This is a genomic window from Pseudaquabacterium terrae (genome assembly GCF_013266755.1).
Taxonomy (GTDB): domain Bacteria; phylum Pseudomonadota; class Gammaproteobacteria; order Burkholderiales; family Burkholderiaceae_C; genus Pseudaquabacterium; species Pseudaquabacterium terrae.
Genome location: NZ_JABRWJ010000020.1, coordinates 1 through 23,964 on the forward strand (window position 1 = coordinate 1; position 23,964 = coordinate 23,964).

Annotated in this window: 18 protein-coding genes; 9 read left to right on the forward strand and 9 right to left on the reverse strand. The window is 64.2% G+C overall.

Going from position 1 to position 23,964, the window contains the following annotated elements; translation table 11 throughout:
• Positions 1-123 precede the first annotated feature (123 nt).
• A complete protein-coding gene (locus HLB44_RS35010; RefSeq protein ID WP_173135016.1) occupies positions 124-3,099 on the reverse strand; it encodes a TrlF family AAA-like ATPase in 2,976 nt (991 codons plus the stop codon).
• A 565-nt stretch (positions 3,100-3,664) separates the two neighbouring features.
• Positions 3,665-4,573 (reverse strand): LysR family transcriptional regulator, encoded by a 909-nt coding sequence (locus tag HLB44_RS35015; protein WP_173135018.1) that lies wholly within the window; start codon positions 4,571-4,573, stop codon positions 3,665-3,667.
• A gap of 124 nt (positions 4,574-4,697) precedes the next feature.
• Between HLB44_RS35015 and HLB44_RS35020 the strand changes: the two genes are divergently transcribed.
• Both HLB44_RS35020 and HLB44_RS35025 read left to right on the forward strand, forming a co-directional pair.
• Positions 4,698-5,168 carry an Ohr family peroxiredoxin gene (locus HLB44_RS35020; RefSeq protein WP_173135021.1) on the forward strand — a complete coding sequence of 157 codons (471 nt, stop codon included), beginning with the start codon at positions 4,698-4,700 and terminating at the stop codon, positions 5,166-5,168.
• A gap of 21 nt (positions 5,169-5,189) precedes the next feature.
• A complete protein-coding gene (locus HLB44_RS35025) occupies positions 5,190-5,939 on the forward strand; it encodes an SDR family NAD(P)-dependent oxidoreductase (protein ID WP_173135024.1) in 750 nt (249 codons plus the stop codon).
• A gap of 687 nt (positions 5,940-6,626) precedes the next feature.
• Here HLB44_RS35025 and HLB44_RS35030 read toward each other — a convergent pair.
• On the reverse strand, positions 6,627-7,007 hold the full coding sequence (locus HLB44_RS35030) for a hypothetical protein (RefSeq protein WP_173135027.1): 381 nt from the start codon (positions 7,005-7,007) through the stop codon (positions 6,627-6,629).
• A gap of 80 nt (positions 7,008-7,087) precedes the next feature.
• Positions 7,088-7,804: a M48 family metalloprotease gene (locus HLB44_RS35035; RefSeq protein ID WP_246312653.1), complete on the reverse strand. Its 717-nt coding sequence runs from the start codon at positions 7,802-7,804 to the stop codon at positions 7,088-7,090.
• 768 nt (positions 7,805-8,572) lie between these two features.
• On the opposite strand from HLB44_RS35035, the gene HLB44_RS35040 reads away from it, so the two are divergent.
• The 3 genes from HLB44_RS35040 to HLB44_RS35050 all read left to right on the forward strand — a co-directional run bounded on the left by HLB44_RS35040 (position 8,573) and on the right by HLB44_RS35050 (position 10,837).
• Positions 8,573-8,944, forward strand: a complete 372-nt coding sequence (locus tag HLB44_RS35040; RefSeq protein WP_173135029.1) for a hypothetical protein — start codon at positions 8,573-8,575, stop codon at positions 8,942-8,944.
• 15 nt (positions 8,945-8,959) lie between these two features.
• Positions 8,960-9,328 (forward strand): hypothetical protein, encoded by a 369-nt coding sequence (locus HLB44_RS35045; protein WP_173135032.1) that lies wholly within the window; start codon positions 8,960-8,962, stop codon positions 9,326-9,328.
• 99 nt (positions 9,329-9,427) lie between these two features.
• Positions 9,428-10,837 carry a S41 family peptidase gene (locus HLB44_RS35050; protein ID WP_173135035.1) on the forward strand — a complete coding sequence of 470 codons (1,410 nt, stop codon included), beginning with the start codon at positions 9,428-9,430 and terminating at the stop codon, positions 10,835-10,837.
• 268 nt (positions 10,838-11,105) lie between these two features.
• Here HLB44_RS35050 and HLB44_RS35055 read toward each other — a convergent pair whose 3' ends face one another.
• Complete coding sequence (locus tag HLB44_RS35055) at positions 11,106-12,038, reverse strand: LysR family transcriptional regulator (RefSeq protein WP_173135039.1); 933 nt, start codon at positions 12,036-12,038, stop codon at positions 11,106-11,108.
• A gap of 96 nt (positions 12,039-12,134) precedes the next feature.
• Between HLB44_RS35055 and HLB44_RS35060 the strand changes: the two genes are divergently transcribed.
• Both HLB44_RS35060 and HLB44_RS35065 read left to right on the forward strand, forming a co-directional pair.
• Entirely contained in the window at positions 12,135-12,464 is a 330-nt protein-coding gene (locus HLB44_RS35060) for a nuclear transport factor 2 family protein (protein ID WP_173135042.1), read from the forward strand.
• A complete protein-coding gene (locus HLB44_RS35065; protein WP_173135044.1) occupies positions 12,461-13,243 on the forward strand; it encodes an SDR family oxidoreductase in 783 nt (260 codons plus the stop codon). The genes HLB44_RS35060 and HLB44_RS35065 overlap by 4 nt, the downstream gene beginning before the upstream one ends.
• A gap of 198 nt (positions 13,244-13,441) precedes the next feature.
• Here the strand turns inward: HLB44_RS35065 and HLB44_RS35070 are convergent, their stop codons facing one another.
• Both HLB44_RS35070 and HLB44_RS35075 read right to left on the reverse strand, forming a co-directional pair.
• Positions 13,442-14,464: a phenylacetaldoxime dehydratase family protein gene (locus tag HLB44_RS35070; RefSeq protein ID WP_173135046.1), complete on the reverse strand. Its 1,023-nt coding sequence runs from the start codon at positions 14,462-14,464 to the stop codon at positions 13,442-13,444.
• A 21-nt stretch (positions 14,465-14,485) separates the two neighbouring features.
• The gene (locus HLB44_RS35075) at positions 14,486-15,550 is read right to left on the reverse strand and encodes a carbon-nitrogen hydrolase family protein (protein ID WP_173135048.1); all 1,065 of its coding nucleotides are present in this window, start codon (positions 15,548-15,550) and stop codon (positions 14,486-14,488) included.
• A gap of 135 nt (positions 15,551-15,685) precedes the next feature.
• On the opposite strand from HLB44_RS35075, the gene HLB44_RS35080 reads away from it, so the two are divergent.
• Positions 15,686-16,633 carry an AraC-like ligand-binding domain-containing protein gene (locus HLB44_RS35080; protein ID WP_173135114.1) on the forward strand — a complete coding sequence of 316 codons (948 nt, stop codon included), beginning with the start codon at positions 15,686-15,688 and terminating at the stop codon, positions 16,631-16,633.
• Positions 16,634-17,046: 413 nt separating this feature from the next.
• On the forward strand, positions 17,047-19,977 hold the full coding sequence (locus HLB44_RS35085; RefSeq protein WP_173135050.1) for an SUMF1/EgtB/PvdO family nonheme iron enzyme: 2,931 nt from the start codon (positions 17,047-17,049) through the stop codon (positions 19,975-19,977).
• Positions 19,978-20,284: 307 nt separating this feature from the next.
• On the opposite strand, the gene HLB44_RS35090 is transcribed toward HLB44_RS35085, so the two are convergent.
• On the reverse strand, positions 20,285-20,638 hold the full coding sequence (locus HLB44_RS35090; protein ID WP_173135052.1) for a hypothetical protein: 354 nt from the start codon (positions 20,636-20,638) through the stop codon (positions 20,285-20,287).
• 43 nt (positions 20,639-20,681) lie between these two features.
• Entirely contained in the window at positions 20,682-23,639 is a 2,958-nt protein-coding gene (locus HLB44_RS35095) for a TIR domain-containing protein (RefSeq protein WP_343051764.1), read from the reverse strand.
• Between the last annotated feature and the right edge of the window lie 325 nt (positions 23,640-23,964).

The following is a 23,964-nucleotide window of genomic DNA, read 5'->3' on the forward strand; positions in this document are numbered from 1 at the left end:
GCTCGAATGGCCGCGAAACAGGCCAGTTGAGGTCGCTCCGGCGGCACCGACGGGCTGTATGACCTTGCCAACCGGCGTAGCGATGGTGGAACGCGCTTTCATCGGCGGTAATTCAACGGCCTGTTAGCGGAGCAGTTTCACCCGCAGGCGCCGCGCCCGTTCGGTAAACGCCTTCTCACCCCCTTCGAGGATGTCGCACACGACCTTGCGGATCCCGGCATCTTCCAACCCGCCGGCGATGTAGCTGAAGGTCGGCAAGCCGCCGTCCGCTGCAGGGCTGGTGTTCGCCACGATGATTTGATCGGCGTCGGTGTTGATGACCAGGTTCGCGTTGTGCGTAACCATGATTACCTGTCGCTTGGCCTTCGCCACTACGAACAAGTTGACCAGTTCGTCGAACACCGATTTCGGATCGAGGTTCTCTTCGGGCTGGTCAATGATCAGCGGACGGTCGTCGGCGTCGTCGAGCGCGAGGTAGAGCAGCAGTAGGACGATGCCTCTCGTACCCGGCGAGAGTTTGCGGATGTCGACTCCGTCGTAGACGATCTCGTACTGGACCGCAATGTGGTCGGTGCTGAACAGCCACTGCGCGAACCGCTTCAGCCAGTGCCGGAACGCCTCCTGCTCGGTCGGTGCGTACGGAGCATGAGCGAGCAGTTCTTTGTAGTGCGCGGCTACGAAGGCGGACATGGCCCCTTCGATGTCTTGTGCCGAGCCAGTCTCCCATGCCGGCTGAAGTTCCGCGCGGACGACCTTTTGTAGAGCACCGATCCCGTAGAACGAGCCGGCCTTGCGGCGATCGATCAACTCTTCTTCCCCTTCGGTGGCCCAGCCGGCAATGTCGGCGACACGTCTGACCTTAACGCTCAGCCGTTTCAACGTGCCACTCATCGCGTCCAGCCGCCGCATCAGCGGCGCATACAACTCGATCAACGCCTCCTGTTCTTTGATCACCGCTGCGAACAGACGACCATAAGCTTCGTCGCGCTCACGCTGTAAAACCTTGCGACGTTCGAACGCGCCCTTCGCGTTCTCCAGCCGGGTCTTAAGTGTCTGCAACGCCGCCTTCTCGGTCGAGATCTTCTTGGACAGCGCCGCATACTGGTTCTGCACTGCCTTGTCCGCGCTGATTGACAGCTCCAACCTCGTCATTTCGGCACGCAGCAAGGCGATCGTCGACTGCTTCAGGTCCGCATCCAACGGAATCAGCGGGACCTTGGGATCCCCAGGCGCCGGCACGGTGCCGTTGATCTTCGCGATCTCTTTGTCCGCCCAAGCGATGTAACCGGTCAAGGCCGAGTCGACGTTGCCCTTGTAGACCAACAGAAAGTCGTCCCACTGCTTGGCATCCAGACCGCTGCCATGGTGCCGGGACATAACGTCGCGCAGCATCTCGGGCGATTTGGCATTGCGCGTGTTTTTCACCTCGTCCTGCATCGCGACAAAGGTCCTGCGCTGCGCGCCGAAGGCGTTGACCTTGGCCGTCAAAGATGAAGCCGTTTCCGCCAGTGCCGTGTGACGCTGGACTTGTGCTTCGGTGCCCTTCTTGATCGCGAGTTTGGACTGGTCTGCGATGTAGCCCTTTATCAACTTGTCCTTTGCGGCCACCTGCGTGGTCAGTGTCTCGACGAGCGCTTCGTTCTCCAGTTCCGTGGCGATGCGATCCGAAATCGCCACGATCGACTCCCCTTCCAGCCGGCGCGCCTGCTGATAGCGCAGTGTGCGCTGCTCGCGAAGCTCTTCGAAGCTGTAGGCGCCCTCCTGGCCATCCTGCGTGTGCGCCTCGAAGACGACCCGCTCGATCTCGCGCACGAGTCCCTCCGAGGCTCCCTTCGAAGAACACAGTTCCTCGACGAACTGCTGTGACAGATATCGCGCGCGAGGATAGGCAAGATCGTCGGCATCCCTGCCGTCGAGTCGAGAGACCGACGTATCGCCGCCGCCCCACGACAAAGCCACGCGCGCATTGCCGACCAGCGGACGCGCCCTGACCAGGAACGAAGGGCTGATGTTCTCGTCCGCGTTCCACGCGCTCGAGGAGATCGCGTTGCACCCCGCAGCAACCATGTCCGCGAGCGCGGTCTTGCCAGACCCGCGCGCACCGATGATCGCGACGAGTCCGGCGTTGAGCGGAATGTCGCTGGTCGTGATCCACGATGCGTCGATGATGCGGACCTGCGAGACGGCCTGCGAAGGCATCGCGCCCTTGGGCGGTTCGCTGCCAACCCAGGCGCGGCCGTGCGGATCGATGCAAGCCTGGCGCAGCGCATCGAAAGTCAGCGCACCCTTGACCCAGGTGTAGCGGTCCTCGGCTGGGCGGCCGATGCTCGCGAGATCATGCGCATCGCAGCCGTTGAGGCAGGGTTTGCAGCCGCCATACCTGTCCTGCAGTTGGTCGGCGGTGACATCCTTCAGGCCAAGCCAGAACTCACGCTGCGACGGACTGCCGGCGAAGATGATGTGCGAGAACTTCTCGATCTCCTGACGGATCGTCTTGTCCGCAGCCTGCTGCAGTCCCGAGGTGCCGTCGCCCTTCGCGCCTGCGACGGCGATGAGGATGTTGTCTCTCGCCCAAGCGCTCTCTTTGAATGCGCTGCGGAGCCCGTCGAAGCTGACCCTGAACTGTGTGGCACCGTGCGCCAGCGCCTTCCTGTCGTCCTTGATCGATGCATCCGCCGCCTTGCCCAGCCGGATCAGATCGGCCTCGGTGCAGTCGTATCGGTCGCTGTGCGCGCCGAAGTGCAGACGCGACAGGAAGCGCTTGATCTCGTTCACGTGATCAGGATCGTCCGGACTCACTAGGAGGTGGAGATTGACGAACCCTGTCTTGGCCGCAACGTCCAAGCGAAGCTCAATGTTCGGGAAGAGCAACTTGACGTCCGAGAGTCGTCCCTGCTCTCTGCGGAGTCGAACCGCTTCATACGTGTTCGTTGTGTAGTAGTCGGTGACCCCGAGCGCTTCGATGCGCGGCGCGCAGCCTTCGACGGCCTTCAAGTACGCCTCCCACGGATCGCCACCGCCGAACTGGTCGTTCAGCAGGGTGCCCGGCCCGTGGATGTGCGGGTCCCAACGATGCCATTGCGAGCCGCGCGTGATCATCTGCACATCTCCCATAGACAAGCGGCGACGTTCCGCTTGCTCGTGCTGAGTTGCCCAAGCTGGCTCACGGTGCCGGACGCGGTCTGGACGCGTTCGCGCAATTCAATCACAGCCAAAGAGGCTGCGAATGAACAGCCACTGCAACCGATGCCAAGCCGTCGGCCGGCTCATCGGATCGGGGTAAACCCGTCCTCAATCTTGATGAAGGAGCAAGGCCGTGAAACGCCGTGCCTCGCCCAAATATTCGTCCCTGGGGGTCTCGTCGAAAGACCGGAAGAACTGCTTTCCTCAGGCCGAATGGGTTCCCCAGCTCGAATGGCCTGTCCGGATCGACGAGGTTCGGCTCTATGGGAATCCTGCGGTCAGATGCCCGATGGCGGCCTTCGCAGGTTGAAACAATAAACGATGTCATTGGGCTATCGGGCCTCCTGAACTACGTCAACACGGTCGACCAAGCCTACCTGGACAAGCTTCGTCGCAAGTTCGGCGCCGCAGTGGTCGACCTGTTCATCCACAGATCCTTCGGCTGAAGCATGCAGTTCACCGTGGTGGGGTTTGTGTCCTCTCACCGTCGACCGGCAGGCCCGTACGGCGCGAACACTTCCACCGTCCAGTCGACAAAGGCTCGCAGCTTGGCACTCACGTGCCGACTCGACGGATACGCAACTGACACGGGCATCGGCGGAGGTTCCCAGCCGGCCAGTATCTCGACCAGCGCGCCGCTCTCGACGTGTGGCTGCGCCATGAAGGCAAAGGTCTGTGCCACGCCGAGCCCGGTCAACAGCGCCGTCAGGTGGGCCGTGCTTTCGTTGACCGCGATGACTGCGTGCCCGTTGATCTCGATGCGCTCGCCGTCGCGCTCGTAGAACGGCGGAATGTCGCGACCCGTGCGCGACGAGAAATAGCTCACTACCCGGTGCCCGTCGAAGAGATCGGCCGGCGTCGCGGGCACACCGTGGCGCTTCAGGTAATCGGGCGTCGCGCAGGTCATGTAGCGCATCTGTGCGACGCGGCGCGCCACCAGCGACGGGTCGCTCAGCTCCCCCCCGCGCAGTACGCAATCCACTCCCTCGCCAATCAGGTGGACCGGCCGGTCGCCAACGCCGAGCTCCAGCAGGATGTGCGGGTAGCGCGCCAGGAATTCCGGAAGTCTGGGAATCAGGATTCGGTTGGCCAATGACGAACCGACGTCCACACGCAGACGGCCCCTGGTCTGTGCATTCGTGACATCGGCTTCTATGTCGTCAATCTCGGTCAGAACCCGAGAGATGCGCTCGTAGTAGGCCGCCCCTTCGGGCGTCACCGTCACACGCCGCGTCGTGCGCTGCAGCAGCTTCACACGCAAGTGGCCTTCCAGTTGCTGGACCATCTTCGTCACGCTCGGCTTAGGCATCTGCAGCAGGTCGGCCGCTCGGGTGAAGGTGCCAGCTTCGACGACTCGGGCGAACACGCGCATGGCTGTGATCTGGTCCATCGCCGGATTATTAGCGAAGCGGAAACAAAGTTGTCCCGCTCACCGTCTTGGTTGGCGCAGGCTGCGATCCCACACTTCGTTCCGTCGCCAAACTTGGCGACGCACCCCACCGAAAGGAATCGACATGACCACGACCAAGATCCAAACCGTGCTGATGACAGGCAAGACCCACACGACGGCCAGCCACCGTGAAGGCGCACCGCGCGGCGTAGAGCGCGTCGACATCAGGATGTCGATTCCGGGCAAGGCCGAGAACGAGATCGTGCTCGAGGCGATCCAGTTGCATCCGACCGCTGAGCAGTTGTTTGCCGGAGCTTGGTCCGCCTGCTACACCGGCGCACTTGGCTACGCGGCCAAGGCGAAGAAGGTGGCCCTGCCCTCCGACATGTCGGTCGACATCGAAGTCGACCTCGGCCAGACCGGGGGCGCGTACTTCATTCAAGCCCGGATCGATGTGCACATGCCCGGCGTCGCACCCGACATGGCACAAGCCATCGCGCATGCAGCTCATGCGATGTGCCCTTACTCGAAGGCCGTTCACGGCAACATCGACGTCGTCACCAACGTCCATGCCGCTGAAGCGCTCGCCGCGTAACTCAACTTCTGGGAGAACAGCATGTCCAAGCCCCTTGCCGACAAGGTCGCCCTCGTCACTGGCGGCTCACGCGGCATCGGCGCTGCCATCGCGCGCCGCCTGGCGCAAGACGGCGCCGACGTCGCCATCAGCTATTCGGCCTCGGCCGCCAGCGCCGAGGCGCTGGTCGAGGAACTGAAAGGTCTGGGCGTGCGCGCCGCAGCTTTTCAGGCGGACCAAGCCGAGCCGACACAGGCCGAGGCGCTGGTGAACAACGCCGCTCGCCACTTCGGTAAGCTCGACATCCTCGTCAACAACGCCGGCGTGTTCGTGGTCGGCCAAGTCGGTGCGCCCGACATCGACGTGGCCGCGCTGGAGCGCCAGTTCGCCATCAACGTCGGCGGCGTGGCCGCTTCCGTGCGCGCGGCGGTGCCGCTCATCAGCGACCACGGCCGCATCATCTCGATCGGCTCCGGCGCCGCCGATCGCTCGCCCTGGCCAGGTGTGGCCGACTACTCGGCAACGAAGGCAGCGGTGTCCGCCTACACGCGCGGCTGGGCGCGCGACCTCGCCCCGCGCGGCATCACTGTCAACACCGTGCAGCCAGGCTCGATCGATACGGAGATGAACCCGCAGGAGGGCGACTTCGCGGCCACGCAGAAGGCCGCCATCCCCCTCAATCGCTATGGCAGGCCCGAAGAGATCGCGGCGGCGGTGGCCTTCCTCGCAGGCCCCGACGCCGCCTTCATCACGGGCATTTCGCTCGACGTTGACGGAGGCGCTGCGGCGTGATTGCCAAGCTCGGCAATTGCAGGATGAGAAGTTGGATTTCGCAGCTGGATGAACGGGCCTTCGCCTGATCCAAAGCGTCGACGCCTGGCTTCTGAAGTGAACCTGGCAGCCGCCAAGTGGTGTCGCGAGAGTCGGCTTGCGTAGGAGCGCACGGTCGGCGATCAACGCCGACCAGCTGCATTCAGCCGAAACGTCCATGACATGCGGCTGTGGTCATCTTGCTGTCGCTCGACGCGTCGAGTCCACTGTCAGGAACTGGGGCCGCTCCCGGAGGCCGCGAGCGGCTGCTTCCTGGGTGCGAAACGCGAAAGGCCGGGGGTCTGGCCGTCGGGCAGGTTGGAGAAGCTCGACGGGCGGGTGTGGGTCGGCAGCGCGAATTCAGGTCGGAGAAGACCAGTCAGCGGAACGGTGCTGCGGGTCATTCGTCAGGTCTACGATCGCTGTACCGCCTACCGCTGACCTTCGTCCCGTTCGCGGTCGCCGAGCTCGGCGACTGCTTGATTCCAGATAGCGTGAGTTCGGCCTTCGCGCCCGAGTGACCGACAACGCTGCGAAGCGGCCGAGCGGCCGACCGAGCCACTGCCCCTCGTGCCCCGCGTCCGAAGAGATCGCTCGGTTCACGGTCGCGCGGGTGAGCCGGACGTCAGGGTGTTCGCGGTGGCTGGCTGGGCCCCTGGAGCGATCTCCTCACCGAAAGGTCAGATCGCCAGGTGTGTAGAGCAATCCGCGCTCGCTCAGACTCCGATGGCTCTGCCCGCCAGTGCGGCACAGGTCGCCGACAAACCCCTGCCGTCTCGGATTGCCCGCGTAGCCCCAGGCACCGGTTGCTGCGTCGAGCCAGTAGCTGCCGCTAGGGATGAAGGTGCACTGCATCCGGTCCAGGACGAGCATCTGCTGCGGGTTCATGAGTTGGCCGTTGACGAAGACCTTGCGCTGAGCTTGCACAGCACCGGCGGCGAGCATCAGGCCAGCCGCGAACACTGCCGTGGTCACGATCCGAGTGAACGTCATGCCGATCTCCGGAAAGGCCTTGAACATGAGTTGCAGGGATGAAGCGTTGAGGTGCATGCCACTGCGTACGCGTCGTGCAGCGCCAGCAGCGCGAGTACCCCCCGGCGCCACCGTCGGTCCGTTGTTCCCGGTGCGGCTCAGCCCAGTTGATTGCGCATGCGCTGCGCGCGATCGCGCGGCGCTGGGTGGGTGGACAGCCAGTTCGAGCCGCCGCCGGACAGCTTGCCCAACTTTTCGAGGGCCGTAACGGCCGCGCGGCGGTCGTACTGGCGGCGCGAGAGGAACTGCATCGCGTAGTCGTCCGCTTCATTCTCGTTGCCTTGCGAATGCTGTGCGCGAACTACCTTCACGAAGAGCTCACCGAGCTCCGACTGGGCCAGTGCTCCCGCCTTGCCGCCGGCAGCCGCAGCGGCTTGCTGCAGGGCGCCCGAACTCAGCGCGAGCTGCATGCGCTTGCGCGAGTGACCGGCCTGCACATGGCCGATCTCGTGGCCGATGACGTACCGGACCTCGTCGTCGGTCATCATGTCCATCAGGCCGCTGTAGAAGCGGATCGAGCCGTCGGCGGTGGCGAAGGCGTTGACGTCCTTGGTCAGGTAGACCTTGTAGTTGAGGTCCAGGCCCTGGTCATCGCGGCACTGTCGGGTCAGTGCGGCGAGGCGGCGGGCATACGGGTCGTTCGCGGGCGCGATCGGCGCGCGCGCGTCCATTTGCTCGACCATGCGGCGCGACTGTGCACGCATCTCGTCGTCGGTGATGCTGTTGGCGCTGACGAGGCCCTGGGCGGCGCCCAACGCCTTGCCCAGATCGAAAGCAAAGCATTGCGGCGCCAGAGCGGCAGCCGGCAGCAGCAACAGGGATTGGCGGCGTGTGATCATCGTGCAACTCCGAAGGTGCTTTTGCGACGTTCGTCCGGCGGGGCATCTGGCCGGTTGCAAGCGCCTCAAACGTGACTCTGCCAAGCAGTTCGTGGCAGCGTCCGATGAACCACCGGCTTGGCCGCCCGATGCCCACAGGCGCAACAATGCGCCGTGCTGCCGAGGGCGCGGGAGTGGCTCAAGTCATGTCCGGCCGCGGCACACGCGTCGGCATGTCCACGGAACGCGCGGAGCGGCATTCCTTCACGATTTGCCGCACGTCCGGACTGCGGCGGTTCTGTTAAATCGGATGTGACCAGGCGCACAGGGCGTAAAGCCACTGGAGCGCACACGAGAACAGAGCAGCGCGTCAGCTCTCGCTGTACAACTGACGATCGTTGCATCGTCAAAGTTGATCAACTGCCCGCGACCGCCCATGAGTCGCCGCCTGCGATCGTCACCCATCCAGCAGTCCCCCCGCACTCGAGGCCGCTGCCCCGGCCTTCACCCATGGCGCCAGTTGCTAGTCGTGGCCAAAATGCCTGCGTGCCACGTCGCCCCTGACTCACTGGACCATCACCGCCGATACAGCCTGGTCGCGGCCCTGCACCTTTTCAAATGATCGTCTTCCCGGGCGCTGTGTTTCCTCGTTCGCGCTCCAGCCCTCCTGGCAGGATCGCCCTTGGCCGCCACGCGACAAGTGCGGCCACAGCGCAAGTGACGAGAGCTGGGATTGTTTGTCTCTGCCGATGCACGCGCCTGGGCTTGACCGTTCCAATCGTTCGCAAAGAAGGGATGAATGTGCTCTCCTGCAAGTTGATTTCCGTCCTGCTGGCCGCGCTGCTGGCTGCCCCGCTCAGCTGGGCCACTCCGCCGGTTCCTGAAGGCACGAGGATGCGCGTGATGGATGCCGGCCTCGGCACGCGCGATTGGCTGGAAGGGCGCCTGAAAGCGGGTGCCGACAGCTGCATGATGGTCTTCCTGGACCGGCCATCCGCCAGCGGACACACCGCCGTCTCGGTCGCGGGCGCGCGGCAGGTCCAGATGTTCCAGAGCGGCCAGTGGGTGCCGGCTCCCGTTGGGGCCATCAACGCCGCGCAGCCCCGTGAGTGCCGCGGCGGCGGCGACAACGGCTGATCGGGCGCCTCCATCATGCGCCCCGCAGTCGGATGCGCGCTGGCTCCACCTGACCTGGAAGGCAACCGCGCGTTCCAGGTCAGGTGGAGCGGCCCTGCGGGCGCGGGCGATCGCATCGTTCTGGTTGACCCGCAAGGGAGTTCGCGAGCCGCCTCCCTTCTTTCGCATGCGATCGCAACCGGCACCACTGCAGCCAATCTGCGCGCACCCGCCCAATCCGGCGAATTCGACGTCCTCTTCCGCATGGCCCAGGGCATTGCCCTTGCCGGACAGCGACTGACCGTCGCCATGGAGCCCATCGTCCTGCGCGTCCCCGGCCCTGCCAAGGCCGGCAAGCCCTTCCAGGTCCAATTCACTGGCGATCACCGAGCGGCGCGAGGATAAGCACGCATCGCAGGGTCGGCAACTTTCCTGCACGCTCTTGCTCCAAGCGCAGCGGGGGCAGGGACATCCCGCTGCGCGAACCAGGAGCGGAGTTCGATGATGAATGGCAGGACGATATTCGCCCGGTGGGCCTTGACCTGTTCCATCCTGGCTGGCGGCCCGTCGTGGGGCACAACGCCCGCATCAACCGAGCCGTCCGCGCTTGAGGCGCTGCAAGACGCCTACTCGCGAGCGGTCACGCCCGGCGATGATGCGGTGCGCTATCGCGAACTGCTCGCGATCCTGCTGCAGCGGCTCAAGCGCAGCAGCTCCGCGACGGTCGAACTTGATGCCCTGGCGCGCGACGCGACTCGCGCGCTTGAACCCCTTGCTCCGTTCGTCGGCGACCCTGAGAAGGTATTCCGGACGGCCGTCAACGCAGCGGCGGCCTCGCTGCGCTCGATCGATCCGCACTTCCGCTACATCGACGCCCGGACCTACGGCAACGAGCGCCACGAAACGCCGGCGGGATTCGGCGGGCTGGGGCTGCAGGTCGAGTCCAGCGGCGGTGCCGTGCGCATCGTGTCGCTGATACCCGACAGCCCGGCCGCACGCGCGAACATGCTGGCACCCGGCGACCTGATCGTGCGCGTCGACTCCGAGCCGCTGTCGGGCATGCCGCTGAGCGACGCCATCGCCCGCATGCGTGGCCGACCCGGAACGCCGGTGTCGATCACGGTCCAGCGCAGCGCTCACGATCCGGAGATCACCGTCGCGCTCAAGCGCGACACGATTCGCCGTCAACTCCTGCGCACCAGCATGGAGGGCGACGTGCTGGTGCTGCGATTGGCGGGGTTCGGTCCGTCGGTCGCGGCGGCACTCGAGCAGGCCATCACGCAGGCGGCCGCCGTGGCACGGCCGAAAGCCGTGGTGCTCGACCTGCGCAGCAACCCGGGCGGACTTCTGATCGAGGCCGTCAAGGTCGCCGACACCTTCATGAATGGCGGTGAAATCGTGTCGCTGCGCCGCCAGGAGTCGACGCGGTCGCGTTCGTGGCAGGCCGACCCGGCGGAACTGCTGCCAGGCTTGCCGATGGTCGTGCTGATCGATAGACGCTCGGCATCGGCGTCCGAGCTCGTGGCGGACGCGCTGCAGCACCATGGCCGCGCGACGGTGATGGGGCAGCGCAGCTTCGGCAAGGGCAGCGTCCAGACCACACTGCCGCTCGGGCAGGACGGTGGTGCGATCAAGCTCACGACTGCCAACTACTACGGCCCCTCTGGGCAGACGGTGCAACGCATTGGCGTCGCACCCGACATCGAACTGGTCGCGGACAAACTGCGCGGCAGTTCCGATGACACGGCGCGGCCAGCGGACGCTGTGGCGACGCGCAAGGCACGCGCGCGCGTCGATCCCGCGCAGTGCTCGGATGCCAGTGCACCAGACCCGGCTCTCGCATGCGCCATCGACTTCTTCAGATCGGGCGGTCTCGAAGCGTTCGTCGCCAGATTGGGCGAGCGCGCGCAGTGAGCACTTTGGCACCCTTGTGTGTGCTGCCGGCAGATCTGCGGTGCCGCACGTAGCGGCCCGGCGTCTGGCTCCAGTCACGGGATGGCCAACCGGCCGAACCGCTGCAGAGCGGCCTGCCAGCGCTCACCGGCCGCTCCAGTTAAGGGTGTGCGCCACCTGCCGTTGCGCTGGTGATGGCACAGACGCGGTGCCTGCGGGCAGGTGTTGCATAAGCCTCTAGGGAGGAAACCGACGGGCGATTTCACGGACTCGGCCAGAAGCAGTCAGATCAACCAGAAGCATCCGGCCTGCCCTTAGCGCCGGACCAATCCTTGTCCAATAGGCAGTCGATGAACGCCCGCAGAGCGGCTGGCACGTGGCGTCTGCTGGGGTGATAAAGGAACAGCCCCGGACGTGAGATCGACCAGTCAGCGAGCACTTGCACCAGCCTTCCCCGTGCGAGATGCTCATCGAAGCACTCGAGGTCGAAGGCATAAGCGATGCCGAGCCCTTGCAGGGCTGCGGCGACGCCGGTGCCCGAATGATTGGTGACCAGCGGTCCTTCCACCGCTACCTCGAGCCGCTTGCCCTTCTTCGAAAACGCCCAGCGGTAAGCCCGGCCATCGAACTCGAGTCGCCAGTTGATGCAGTCGTGGCCGTGCAGGTCGGCGGGCGAGCGCGGTGTGCCGCGACGCTCCAGATAGTCCGGCGACGCCACCGCCATCATCTTCACGTCAGGCGTCAGTCGCACGGCGATCATGTCCTTCTCCAGCCGCGCGCCCACGCGGATGCCGGCATCGAAGCGACCCGTGACGATATCGCTCAATCCGTCGTCGACCACGATGTCCAGCGTCACTTCGGGGTGCGCGTCATGGAACCGACGTAGCCGGGGGGCGATGATCTGCCGGGCGGCCATCCCCAAGGTGTTGATGCGCAACGTGCCGCTCGTCTTTCCGGCCGAGGCGGTGGCCTCGGTCACCGCCTCGGCCATTTCTCGGATCAGCGGCGCTATCCGTCCGTACAACTGCTCCCCGGTGACGGTTGGGGCAACGCTGCGCGTGGTGCGGTTCAACAGCCGCGTCCCAAGCCGTTCTTCGAGCTGCCGAATGGTCTGACTCAGCGCTGAGGGCGAAAGCCCCAAATGATCCGCTGCGCGCGCAAAGCTTGCCCGCTCCACCACTGCGGCAAAGGCCTTCAGCTCGGCAAATTCGGATCCGCGCATTCTGTATCTTTATCTACATAGCTCATAAAGATTCTAGGTGATTCCCTAAACTCTCGCTCGCGCGCATTCTGTCGACATCATCAACAAGGAGTCCCCATGCGCACCTTGATCCTTCCCGAGCCGATTGCCGCTTACTTTGCGGCCGACCAACAGAATCCCGAAGCTCTGGCCCGATGCTTCACTCCACAAGCCGTGGTGAAAGACGAAGGCCACACCTACGCCGGCCTCGAAGCCATCAAGGCGTGGATGGCGGCGGCATCAGCCCGATACAGCTACACGACTGAACCGTTTGCATTGGTGAAAGAGGAAGGCTTCCAGGTCGTCCGCGGCCGGGTCAGCGGCAACTTCCCCGGCAGCCCCGTCGATCTTCATTACCGATTTCGACTCGAGCGCGGCCTGATCGCGTCACTGGAGATCGCGGTATGAGCTTCGATCTTCAACTGAAAGGCCTGCGGGCGTTGGTCACAGGCGGCACCAAAGGAGTCGGCGCGGCGGTGGTTCAAGGCCTGAGCGATGCAGGCGTCGAGGTGATCACGACTGCGCGCTCCGAGCCGAAGAATCCGATCGAAGGCGTGGTGTATGTCGCAGCGGATCTCTTGACGGCCGAAGGAGCGGCTGAAGTAACGGGTTCAGTGCTGAAGCGTTGGGGAGGCATCGACATTCTGGTCAATGTACTGGGTGGTTCGAGCGCGCCCGGCGGTGGCTTTGCGGCCCTGGACGATGCCCAGTGGCTTAAGGAGCTGAACCAGAACCTGATGCCGGCGGTACGGCTCGACCGTGCACTGCTGCCCGCGATGCTGGCACAAGGCTCGGGTGTGATCGTCCACGTCAGCTCGATCCAGCGACTGCTGCCACTGCCGGAATCGACGACTGCCTATGCGTCCGCCAAGGCTGCATTGTCCACTTACAGCAAGGCATTGTCCAAGGAGGTGACACCGAAGGGCGTGCGCGTGCTGCGCGTCTCGCCAGGGTGGGTCGAGACCGACGCGTCCGTCGCGCTGGCCCAGCGACTGGCAAGCCAGGCCGGTACGGACTATGAGGGTGGCAGGCAGATCATCATGCAATCGCTTGGCGGTATTCCGCTGGGCCGGCCAGCCAAGCCGCAGGAAGTTGCCGACCTGATCACCTTCCTGGTGTCACCCCGGGCAGGCTCCATTTCAGGCTCGGAACACTTGATTGACGGGGGGACGGTTCCGACGGTCTAGGCGTGCGCGAACGTAGGGCCGCTTCGGATCGGGCCCGGTCGGCTGTTGGATCAAGGCCGCGCTGAAAGGCCGTCATCAAACTTGGGGATGCCGGCGAGTTGACGGTCGTCGCCGACGGTCAGGGCCACAACCAGTCGGTCGCGAACGTCCCAGGCCAGAAGCGGGTGCACCCGAACGGCAGCATTCGTCTGAGGTCTGTTACGCCGCCCTCAACATGCCACTGCGGTCGTGGCAGTTGAGGTACTCGAAAAATTGCTCGTCCGCACGAGCCACCGTCACCTCGTGGTAGAGCTTCAGCTTGGCCGCCGGGCCCAGGGTCGACAGGTACTTCATCGCGGCACCGAAGATAGCCACGTGCGTGGGGTGTGATTCGGCCCAGCGTTCAAGCGCGGCCAGGCTCTTCCACCAGCTCATGCCGAAGCTCTTTTCGGTGCTGCGGCCGTCGGCTGTTTCCACGCTCAGGTAGCGATTGGCAAAGCAGCCGATCGCGAGGCCCTCGTCTCGCAGGAAGGCCATGCCTGCGCGCAATACCGGCTCCACGTCGCGTTGATACATGGCTCGCTCTTCGGCTTGCGTGTCGCCCCAGTCCTGGCCGGAGCGGATCAGGCACAGGTTGTCGTGCGGCACCACCATCACCCGCCCACCATCGCGCACCAGGCGAGGCGCGCCCGTTGACTCCATCGCGTCGATCTGCGAGGCCGGGATGCGGTCGCGCGCACCGCCCCAGTAGGCATGCTCGGTGACCATGTCGCTCATGCCCGCAGCGAGCGTCGCGATGCCCTCGCGGCGATCGGGCGCGGAGAACAGCGTCTCGTAGCGCCGCACGTCGGGGCGCACGCCTTCGATGAACGTGCCCACGCCGGCGCGCGGCTCGCTCGTCCACTTCGCTCCATGCACCGCAAACCATGCGTCGAAGCGCCCGGGATCGTCCCAGTACGCCGCGCAGATCACGTTCGTGTAGCCGGCTTCGTCGGTGTAGCTCGATCGATCCCAGTGGGCCGGGCAGCCATCGCACGCGAACGAAGCGGCAAGGTCCTTCAGCGCCGCATCGGCCGCCGCCGCTTGGCCGAGGTGCTGCACGCCGAAATACGCCATCACGACGCGCACCACGCCCGGCGCGTGACGCGCGACGAAGGACGGATAAGGCGGCACATAGTCGTCGGGAACACGGCGGTGGCGCGTGCGCGGGCACTGCAGGTGGGCGGGAATGGCCGATTCCATGATGGTGTCCTCCGCGGTGTGTCAGGCGGCGCGGCGCAGCGTGGGCGGCGCCTCGGCCAGGTCATCGCGTTGCGGCACAGGCGCCATCTCGTCGTCTGCGCCTCGGCCCAGTTCACCGGTCGCGCTGGTGCGCACCACCATGCGGTCGCCCGGCGTCTTGTCGAGCAACAGGCGCGTCACGTCCGGCCGCGCGTAGTGGCCGGCCGGGTCGGCCGCCGCCTTGGCCAGCGAGATCATGCCGAGATCGAGATCGGCATAGACGATGCCCTCCGCATCCTCGGCAAGCGGCTCGTGCATCAACTGTCCATCGGGCGCGTAGATGGCGGTGAAGCCACCGCCCGGCAACAGCAGCTGCTGCTTCGTCGGATCGTCCCCGCAGAGCAGCTGCACCATCTCCTGCGAGACGGTGGCGCAGGGCGCGAGCACGAAGCACTGGCCCTCGACCGCGTAGACGCGGCTGGCGGCGTTGTTCACTTCGGGCCCGAGCGCGTAAGCGCCGCCGCGGTACAACGAAAAACTCGGCCACGCGGCGATGTGAACCTGTTCGTTCTGTGCATACATCGCGTACTTCGACAGCGGTTGCAGGTGCTCCCAGCAGCACAGCGCGCCGATGCGGCCGAGCGCAGTGGGGTACACGCTCAGGTCGCTGCCGTCGCCTTCGCCAAACACGGTGCGCTCCACGTGCGTGGGCTTGAGCTTGCGGCGCTGCGCCACCGTCCGGCCCTCCGCATCGATGATCCACTGCCCCATGTAGAGACTGCCGCCCTGTTTCTCGCTCAAGCCCATGACGACCACGATGGCGTGCTCCTTGGCCGCATGCGCGATGCGCTCTGCTTCGGGTGTGCCGTAGACCAGCGAGTGGTCGTGGTAGCGCTGGATGAATTGCATGCCCCAGGCCGGAGAGTCGAGCCAGATGAACCACGGATAGCCGGGCAGCCAGGTTTCGGGGAATGCGATCAGCTTGGCGCCGTTGGCGGCCGCCTCGGCGATCAGGCCGATCGCCTTGTCTATCGAGGCGTCGAGGTCGAGGAATACGGGGGCGGCCTGGATCGCGGCTGCGCGGAATTTGGGGTGGTTGGCTGGCATGGTGGCCTCCGGCGGATAGGTGGTGCAGATCGTAGGCAGGTGCCGCCGCAGGGGCTTGCCTGAGCGTGGCGCAGTGCTTGACTGCAAGGCGCAGCGCCGTTGCGCCGCCCGGCGCGCCGGCCTATGCTGTGGCGCATGTCCAGCACCCTCAGCACCCACGACGTCGCTGCACCGCGCCGGCTGGCCTTCTGGACCGACATGGTCTGCCACACCTATGTGCAGCTGGAGTGCGACGCGCCCGCGGGCGGCGATGTCATCGACGGTGAGATCGTTTCCGACGAACTGGCCACGCTGCAGCTGTCGCGCGTCACCGCCACCGCGCAGTTCGTGCGCCGAACGCCGGCGCTGATCGCGCGCGCCAGCGAAGACCACTTTCTGGTCAGCATCCAGACCCAGGGCCGCGGCGTCGTTTCGCAAGACGGGCGCGACGCGGTGCTCGGCCCCGGAGACTTCGCGCTGTACGACAGCACGCGGCCTTATCAGCTCACCTTCGACAGCGACTTCCAGCAGTTCGTGCTCAAGCTTCCCGGCCCGACGCTGCGCACAGCCCTGCGTGACACGCAGCGGCTGACGGCCACGACGGTGAGCGGCGATCGCGGCGCCGGCCACCTGATGATCCAGATGATCCGCACCCTCGCCGCCGACATCGGCTCGCTGGCGCCGCAGTCCGCCGCTGCAGTGGCCGACAGCGTGTCGCAGATCCTCATCGCCGGCCTCGCCACCTTGCCCGCGGCCACTCAGGTGCCGGTATCGCAGTTGACGGCCTATCACCGCGAGCAGATCAAGGCGCTGGTGCGATCGCGCCTGGCCGACCCCGATCTCGGCGTGACGCAGATCGCGCAAGCCCTGCGGCTCTCGCCAAGCACGCTGCACAGAGCCTGGGCCGGCGAGCCCTGCTCGCTCAGCGATTGGATCTGGTCCCAGCGCCTAGACGCCGCCCGTCGCGACCTGTGCGATCCGGCGCGCGCCGCGCGCACCGTGAGCGAGATCGCCTTCGCCTGGGGCTTCAGTGACGCGGCGCATTTCAGTAGAGCCTTTCGCGCACGATTTGGCTGCTCCCCCCGCGACATGCGCAATGCGTGATCGCGGCGCCCAGGGCGCCTTACCTTGGCATCGAGAACTTTGCCGTCATCCCAGACGGTCCGTCGCCGGTGGCCGGTAAGCTTGAGCCGGAAGCGTTGCGAAGTGAACGAGCTCGGGTATCTCCGGGAGCCTCCGCTGGCGTGAAATGCTGGTGATCACAATCAGGCTCCCAGGTTCAGCGTCGAGTGTTCGCTTTGCGCCTTTGCGCCGACTCGGAGGCACCTTTGAACGTCTGCTTCCTGCAGGGCGACCGGGACGGTCGCACAACAGCCGGTGGCGCTACCTCGACTGAAACCCGTCACCCAAGTTGCGGACGCCGGTACCCGCCGCCGCGAGCGGCGCTGGGCGGCCAGAAGGAGACGGTCGGGTGTCTGCCTCTTCGCCGTCACTCGACGGGCCCTGGGGAGCGCCTGTTGACGCTCTGCGCCGCCACCTCGCGCATTCCTGAGTTCTGCGAGAATCGTAATTCTGCGACACTGGAATCGTCGCACGAAGAGGACCGAAGCTTGATCAAAGAAGTCCAGCCAGCGGCACTCGCGAGCTTGCGTATCTTCGTCAGCTACCCGCGCGGTGGAGCCGCGCACACCTGGGCCGACAAGCTGCACGCGGAATTGCGCGCGCGAGGTGCCATCGTTTGGCACGACGAATACAGCATCCAGCCCGGAGCGTCGAACTGGCTGGCTAGTATCGAAGACGGGCTGCGGCGTGCTCACGTCGTTGTCTGCGTGATCGGCCAGGAGAGTGGAGGCTGCCGGTGGCAAGAGCGAGAAATGCTGCGCGCAGACCAACTCGGACTCCCGTTGCTGGCCTGTCGGGTTGCAGACGTGGAAATGCCGCTTTACGCGATTGAACGCCAGCCGATCGAATTGCGCGAGCCTGTCGACTGGCAGTCAGTGGTCCATGCGCTACTGGCGTTCAAGCTTCGGCCAACGTCTGTCGAGCCGACGCAATCCCCTCCCGATCCTGCGCGGCGCAAACGTGAACTCGCGTACCTCAACGCATTCGTAAGTGGGGATTTATCTGCGCATGAGGAGCGATACGAACCGGTGGCGGGTGAAGTGCGCCGGGGGCCCACGCTCGAACGGTCGCACAAAGGGCTGCGCACGGGCCTGAGGATCGACGTCACATCGGTACTCGAAGCCTTTGGGTATCGCGACGTACCGCAAGTCGATGACGCGCCGGTGAGGCATGCTGACGTACTCGACGCATACCGCGCGCTATCGACTCGGCCGATCCGTCGTCTGGTGGTGCTCGGTGAACCTGGCGCCGGTAAGTCGTTCTCACTTCAGCGCATTGCAGTCGACCACGCACGCCTCGCAATTGACGATGGGGCGGCACCACTTCCCGTACTGGTGCAGTTGGGCCTTTGGACACGAGCCGCCGAACCGTTGGGAGCCCTAATCGAGCGGCAGCTAGGTGATGCCCTAGGCCCTGACTTCGAGACTCTCCTCGCCGAGCACCGCGTCGTCCTGATGCTTGACGGCCTCAACGAGATTCCGCCTGGCCAACGCCACGACAAGGCCGCCGAGTTACGCCTTATGGCCGAGGACGATCGTTTTGCGGCCGTGCTGGTAAGTTGCCGCGAGCGTGACTTTCGGGAGGAGTTCAACCTACCCTTCGACCGTGTCACGCTGCAGCCACTAAGGCCGGCGCAGGTACTTCGCTTCCTTCGACGAGTCTACAGGCTGGACCGGGGCGACGACGAAGGTGAAAGGGAAGCCGAGCGTCGCTTCTGGGCGTTGGCAGGCGGCGAAGAAGTTCGCAACGTATGGCTGAAGTGGCGAAACGCGGGCGCCAGCTGGGACCAATTTTGGAGCGAAGGTTGGGCAGAGAGTGAGGATGCTTGGCAGTTCAAATTCAAGATGTCGATGGTGCTGGACGAGACTTGGAATGGAATGCGCAAACGCAGCCTACTACGGCTGGCCTCAAATCCGTACCTTCTGACCGTGATCGCGCTGCTACCGGGTCCTGCGCGCAACAGGGCAGAGCTATTTGACGGATTCCTCAAGGTGTTGCACCTTCGTGAAATGAATGCTCGCGAAGCACGTCACGACGGTGCCAGCGTGCCTAGCGAGGCCAGTTGGCAGGCGGCGCTCGTTGAGTTGGCGGAAGCGCTGCAGCGGGCTCGGCCGGTCGACGATCGTGACGAAGGTGCCGGAACCTCGCTGCCCCGCGGCCGTTGGCCAGCTTCTATGACGTCTGCGATGCTGGCCTTCAGCATTGACGCCAGCGTACTTCAGCGTAGCGGTGACGAATTGCGGTTTACCCACCAGTTGCTGCAGGAGGCGCTCGCCGCCCGTGCGCTACGGCGGGCTTGCGAAACTGGCGATCGACCGGCGACCGACTTTTGGGCTGGCACGACGTGGCAACGTCGCACGGGCTGGGAGGTGGTGGCCGAGATCGCCGCTGAGTCCTGTGTCGGCGACACCGTCACGCTATTCACCTTGTTGAGCTGGCTCGCCGATGCCCAGCCTGAGGTGGCATTCCAGGCGTGGAAACGGGTCGGCGCACCGGCATTCTCCGAAGGGCTCGCCGAGTCCATATCAAGTCGGTTGTCAGCACGGCTTGTCGAGGAGACGCTCGAACCCGACCCTGTAAGCCGTGCTGTGATTGGGCGCACCCTGGCTGCATTTGGGCTCGACCGTCGTCCTGGTGTGGGTCTTCGATCTGACGGGGTACCGGACATCGCGTGGGTACAAATTTCTGACGGGTCCTTCGTGTATCAGGGTAAGAAGCACCGTGCGCTACTCCCGTATGAGATCGCCCGGTATCCGGTGACGAACGGTCAGTTCAAGGCCTTCGTCGACGCTGGTGGCTACACGGACGCTCGATGGTGGCATGCGCTTGCCATGAGCAAGACGCGCCCGCAGGCCTCCGCCTGGAGTGACTCGAATGCGCCGCGCGAGACGGTGAGTTGGTTCGAAGCGATGGCGTTCTGCAACTGGTTGAGTCACGCTCTTGGTTGCGTCGTGAGTTTGCCAACAGAGCGGCAATGGGAGCGCGCTGCGGCGGGCGACGACGGACGCAAGTACCCCTGGGGCAATGGCTTCGATTCCCGATGGGCAAACAGCGGCCATTACCCGCAAGTGGGACGAACGACGGCGGTTGGCATTTACCCTCACACTAGCGCCGAAGGCTTGCACGACCTCTCGGGCAATGTCTGGGAATGGTGTCTCGACGAGCCGACGAAGCCTTCCCGCGATCACACGAATGGAGACACTTCCCGCGTAATCCGCGGCGGCTCGTGGGGGAATGGCCTTTGGAACCTACGAGGAGCTACCCGCGACGGCCGCGGCCCGAACTTCTCCGACCGCCACATCGGCTTCCGTGTCTGTCGTTGCTAACACCCGCTTCGCCTGCAGTTGGATGTCTGCTTTGGGTCGGCAGTGACCCGTCGAGTCCATGGGCAGCAGTCGTTCGATCTGGCACGCACGATTTCTGTCACGGTCGGCGGCCATCGGCCCTCCTTCCGCCGTCTTGGCCACCGGCGATTTCAGCTGAATCCAGAGCTGCCGGTGGTGAACGGATCCGGTGCACGCCTGAACGACCGCAAGGTTGTCTGAGACCGTGAGTACCCCGCTACGTGCCCGCAGCGGGCGGCAGCGCCGGCGTCGAGTCAGTGCCTTCCAGCAGCAGTCCGGTGTCCTGTGCCTACTCGATGACGATGGCCGACGAGGTGCCGAGCAGGGTCTCGTGCTCGGCGGCCACGACCTGCAGTTCGCGGCGGATGTCGTCGATGCGGCGATTCAGCTTCGCCCGCTCAACATCGCGCGCCCCGTACAGTTCCGGCGGCTTCTCGACGAGCTTCTCGCGTTGCCCCAGCACGAGGGCCAGTTCGCGCGTCAGTGACTCGCGGACCAGGTTGGCGCTGGCATCCGAGCCCGGGCGCGGCACGCGCAGGCGCAAGGGCCGCAGCAGCACGTCCAGGCCCTGCTTCTCGCGCATCTGGCGAGTGAACCACTCGATCACCTGGCGCTTGACCCGGCTGGTGCGCAGCCCGGCCAAGCCGCCCGAGAAGATCTTCCGCGAGTCCGCCCTGGTTCATCGGCTAACTTGAGCAAACGCTGCTCGCGGGAGTCGGCGATGCTCCTTTGTGAAGTGCTCTCTGAAGCGGACTAAGCGCGTCCTGTCCCTGAAGCTGTCCGCAGGCGGCTCGAATAAGTTCGGTGACATTCCAAGGAGCCACCTGAAGCTCTGGGCCGTTTCCGATTCCTAGCAGTCGCCCATCAGGGCTCAGCACCAGCTTCAATTGACCTCGCCCCAAATAGCGAAAGATCTGCAGCTCCTTTCTTGACTTCAAATCCCAGATCCGAATGTTGGAGTCCATAGAGCCGGCAATTAGTTGCGCCCCGTCGTTGGAGAACGCCATCGTCAAGACCGGAAGTATGTGATCCAAAGTTGCAACTTGTAGGGCGTCCTTCACAGACCACAGTTCGGCAACGCCACTACCTCTTCCGAGGCTAGCCGTGCCGCCGTCCGGCGACAATGCCACGAAGTTTGCACCAGGGAGCGAAGCGAGGAGTCTATTGGTCCGCAAACTCCATACTTCTGTAGCGCTTGTCCCGGCGATCAGGACGTTGTCCCCGTTCCTATCAAACGCAACACCTGTTAGGTGACCGATAGCTGCCGTCCGTAACCGAATTTCGGCCTTGTCAATGTCGTAGACAATTGGGTTCTGGTATCCGCAAGCAATGAATCGACCTGCTGCGTCGAATCTTGTTGCCTGGGAGACACGGCAATCAGGATCGAGATCCGCGATCTTGCGAGAGCTGCCCCCCTCTACTTCGTAGATCGCGCCTTCGCTTTCGGCCAGAAGCTTACCGCGCACATTGAATCCCACCGCGGAGATCCGACCAGAGAAGCTCGCCGATTCGAGTCTAGTCGCGTCGACAGTGCTCCAGGCTTGGACCTCTCGGGAAGTGCTGGCCGCCACCCGTTTTCCATCCGCGCTGAACGCGAGTCCTTCGAGGGTCCCTGACAGACCCGCTCTGACATATGGCACCTGAAGCGACCAGAGGTCCGCGGATCCGCGGCGGTTGCCTACTAGGAGCTGGCTACCAGCCTCGTTGAACACGCCGTCGATGACGGGGCCGTCGACTGCAAGCCGTGCTGTCTCCGTGCCGCTGCGAACCTCCCAAACCTGCGCAATGCCGGTTTCCGCCCCGGGCTCTTCGCTGCCAATGAACACGAGCCGGTTATCCGGACTGAACTTTAGCGAGCGCACGCGTGCCAGACTTCTGAAGGTGACCTCACTGACACGCTCCGCATCAGTAGCTCCCGAGACAGACCTAATTCGAACAATTTGGTCCTCGCCTGCAATGCCAACACGCCTCCCATCTGGGGAAAACGCCACTCGAACGGGAACCGATGAAACAGCGATTGTTTGTGTCACCTGCCTTGTTCTGGTGTCAACAATGCGCACCTCGCGATCGGTCGCGATTATCACTGCCGATCCGTCCCGATTAATGGCCGCGGCGCGGATCCGCTCGGTGGCAGGCCGCACAGGCAGCTTCTCATGCCTCTGAGAGGAATCGAGAAGTTTCCAAACATTCAATTCGGTGCGATGAGAAAAGCCTTCCGGCACAATCGATGACACCAGCAAATGCGTTCCGTCCTGGCTAAATTCCAGATAGTCAACGTAGCCAGCGGCCGGCCCGAGGGACGTCGGCTGCGAGTGATCACCAATCCTGGAAATCCAAACTTCATTGCGTGCTACTGCAACCAGGCCCTGAGGCGCGAAGGCTACGGAGTCGCTGACACGACCGGGCATTGGCTCCGCCATCAGTTGTCTGCTTCTGAGGTTTACGATAGACAGACCAGCCGCTACGGTTGCACCGATCGGCTCATTCCCGTGGAAGGAAACTCCCAGCACGCCCGCATTGTGGAAGTCAAAGTGACCAAGCCGCTGTCTGAGCAGTGGAGCAACTTCTTGGAGTGTCGCAAACGCGCTGCCGCGCATGTCCGCCGGAAGCGAAGGCAAACGGCTTCGCAGGGTCGCCGCGCGTTTAAGCGACTCGATTGCCAAGAGCGCCGAAAGTGCCGGCATGGCTTTCCTACTTGAGGACTCCGCCGCCAAGTGCTGCACGATTGCAGAGTCACGTAGCTGTTCCGCATCGCTGAGGTCCTTGACTGCCCTCGCCGTTGCAGCCTTCGCCCGATACGACTCAATCGTCAATCTTGCCGCCACCTGCCGACTGCGTTCTGCCCTTTCGCTTTGCTCTTTGGCTTCCCGCGCCGCGGAACTGGCGGCCTCCTGCTGCAAGAGCGCCTCAGCCCGCGCAGCAGACGCAGCCCCGGCTGCGGTGCTCGCGGCTTCAATGCTCTCGCGTCGTTGAGCGTTGGCACGGTAGACAAGAAGTCCCAGGACTAGAAGAACCAGCGCGAAGCACGAAGAGGCGAAGCGCTGTCGGCGGCTCAGATTCCAGAAGCCAATGCTATTGCGGATCCGCGCGACGATGCCCGCCGAAGGTTCAAGGTCTTTGCGCTCCGAGCTATCAATCTCTTTCGTGCGCGCCACACCAGCGATATGGGGCCACCAAGCGGAGCCTTCGACTGGTTGACCAAGTTCGATTGGAAGGATGGGGCCTCGACTCCACCTTTCAAAGACGATGACTTCCTCTGCCACGTGCCGAGAGGATGCGGCCTTCGGTGTGACGATGATGACCAGCACCTTGCTAAACGCGATTGCGAACCGCAACGACAATGGGAGGGTTGCGTTCGGTCGCGTCTCCTGCATATCAATCCGGACCGAAGCGACCGCTCCTAGTGAGTTACTAAGCGTTTCTGCATATGCGGATCCGTCTTCGCGCGCGTACGACACAAAAGCATCGAAGCCGAACAGCAACTTTGCTGGCAATGTGATCGCCCTCGCAAGCCATATCAAGGGGGAACGCCAGCGTGCTTGTGCCACGCTTGAGGCGGTTCGTGGAGTCATCGAAGCGCGGCTTACTTCCATCGGGCATCGGTTGGTGTTTCGCTCAGGTGGTACCTTGCCTGTCAGACGCATTCATCGCCTACGCAACTCTTTGCCCGGGACGTCATGCGGTGTTGCATGCATTGTCGAACTTGCCAAGCAGATGGGCATAGTTTGTCTGTCCCCGATTGATAGATTGATTTCTTTGACCGCATTAGTGCAGCGAGACGTCAATGCCCGCGCGAGAAGCGACGAATCGGCGCTGCGGCCCCATTGATGGAAACTAATGTTCGATGTGGATTCTTGGATTCGATCCGTTTGACCGATCGCTCGTACTGGCGGGCCCGCGATCATCAGTGTTGCCGACGCGCGGCTGGGATCACAACGATGCGTGCTGAGCGGCGCGGTGTCAACAGCC

Bases quoted from the DNA above. Each gene is read 5' to 3' on its own strand.
- HLB44_RS35010 (WP_173135016.1), bottom strand. From the start codon at position 3,099: ATGATCACGCGCGGCTCGCAATGGCATCGTTGGGACCCGCACATCCAC.
- HLB44_RS35015 (WP_173135018.1), bottom strand. From the start codon at position 4,573: ATGGACCAGATCACAGCCATGCGCGTGTTCGCCCGAGTCGTCGAAGCT.
- HLB44_RS35020 (WP_173135021.1), top strand. From the start codon at position 4,698: ATGACCACGACCAAGATCCAAACCGTGCTGATGACAGGCAAGACCCAC.
- HLB44_RS35025 (WP_173135024.1), top strand. From the start codon at position 5,190: ATGTCCAAGCCCCTTGCCGACAAGGTCGCCCTCGTCACTGGCGGCTCA.
- HLB44_RS35030 (WP_173135027.1), bottom strand. From the start codon at position 7,007: ATGCACCTCAACGCTTCATCCCTGCAACTCATGTTCAAGGCCTTTCCG.
- HLB44_RS35045 (WP_173135032.1), top strand. From the start codon at position 8,960: ATGCGCCCCGCAGTCGGATGCGCGCTGGCTCCACCTGACCTGGAAGGC.
- HLB44_RS35050 (WP_173135035.1), top strand. From the start codon at position 9,428: ATGAATGGCAGGACGATATTCGCCCGGTGGGCCTTGACCTGTTCCATC.
- HLB44_RS35055 (WP_173135039.1), bottom strand. From the start codon at position 12,038: ATGCGCGGATCCGAATTTGCCGAGCTGAAGGCCTTTGCCGCAGTGGTG.
- HLB44_RS35060 (WP_173135042.1), top strand. From the start codon at position 12,135: ATGCGCACCTTGATCCTTCCCGAGCCGATTGCCGCTTACTTTGCGGCC.
- HLB44_RS35065 (WP_173135044.1), top strand. From the start codon at position 12,461: ATGAGCTTCGATCTTCAACTGAAAGGCCTGCGGGCGTTGGTCACAGGC.
- HLB44_RS35070 (WP_173135046.1), bottom strand. From the start codon at position 14,464: ATGGAATCGGCCATTCCCGCCCACCTGCAGTGCCCGCGCACGCGCCAC.
- HLB44_RS35075 (WP_173135048.1), bottom strand. From the start codon at position 15,550: ATGCCAGCCAACCACCCCAAATTCCGCGCAGCCGCGATCCAGGCCGCC.
- HLB44_RS35080 (WP_173135114.1), top strand. From the start codon at position 15,686: ATGTCCAGCACCCTCAGCACCCACGACGTCGCTGCACCGCGCCGGCTG.
- HLB44_RS35095 (WP_343051764.1), bottom strand. From the start codon at position 23,639: ATGCGTCTGACAGGCAAGGTACCACCTGAGCGAAACACCAACCGATGC.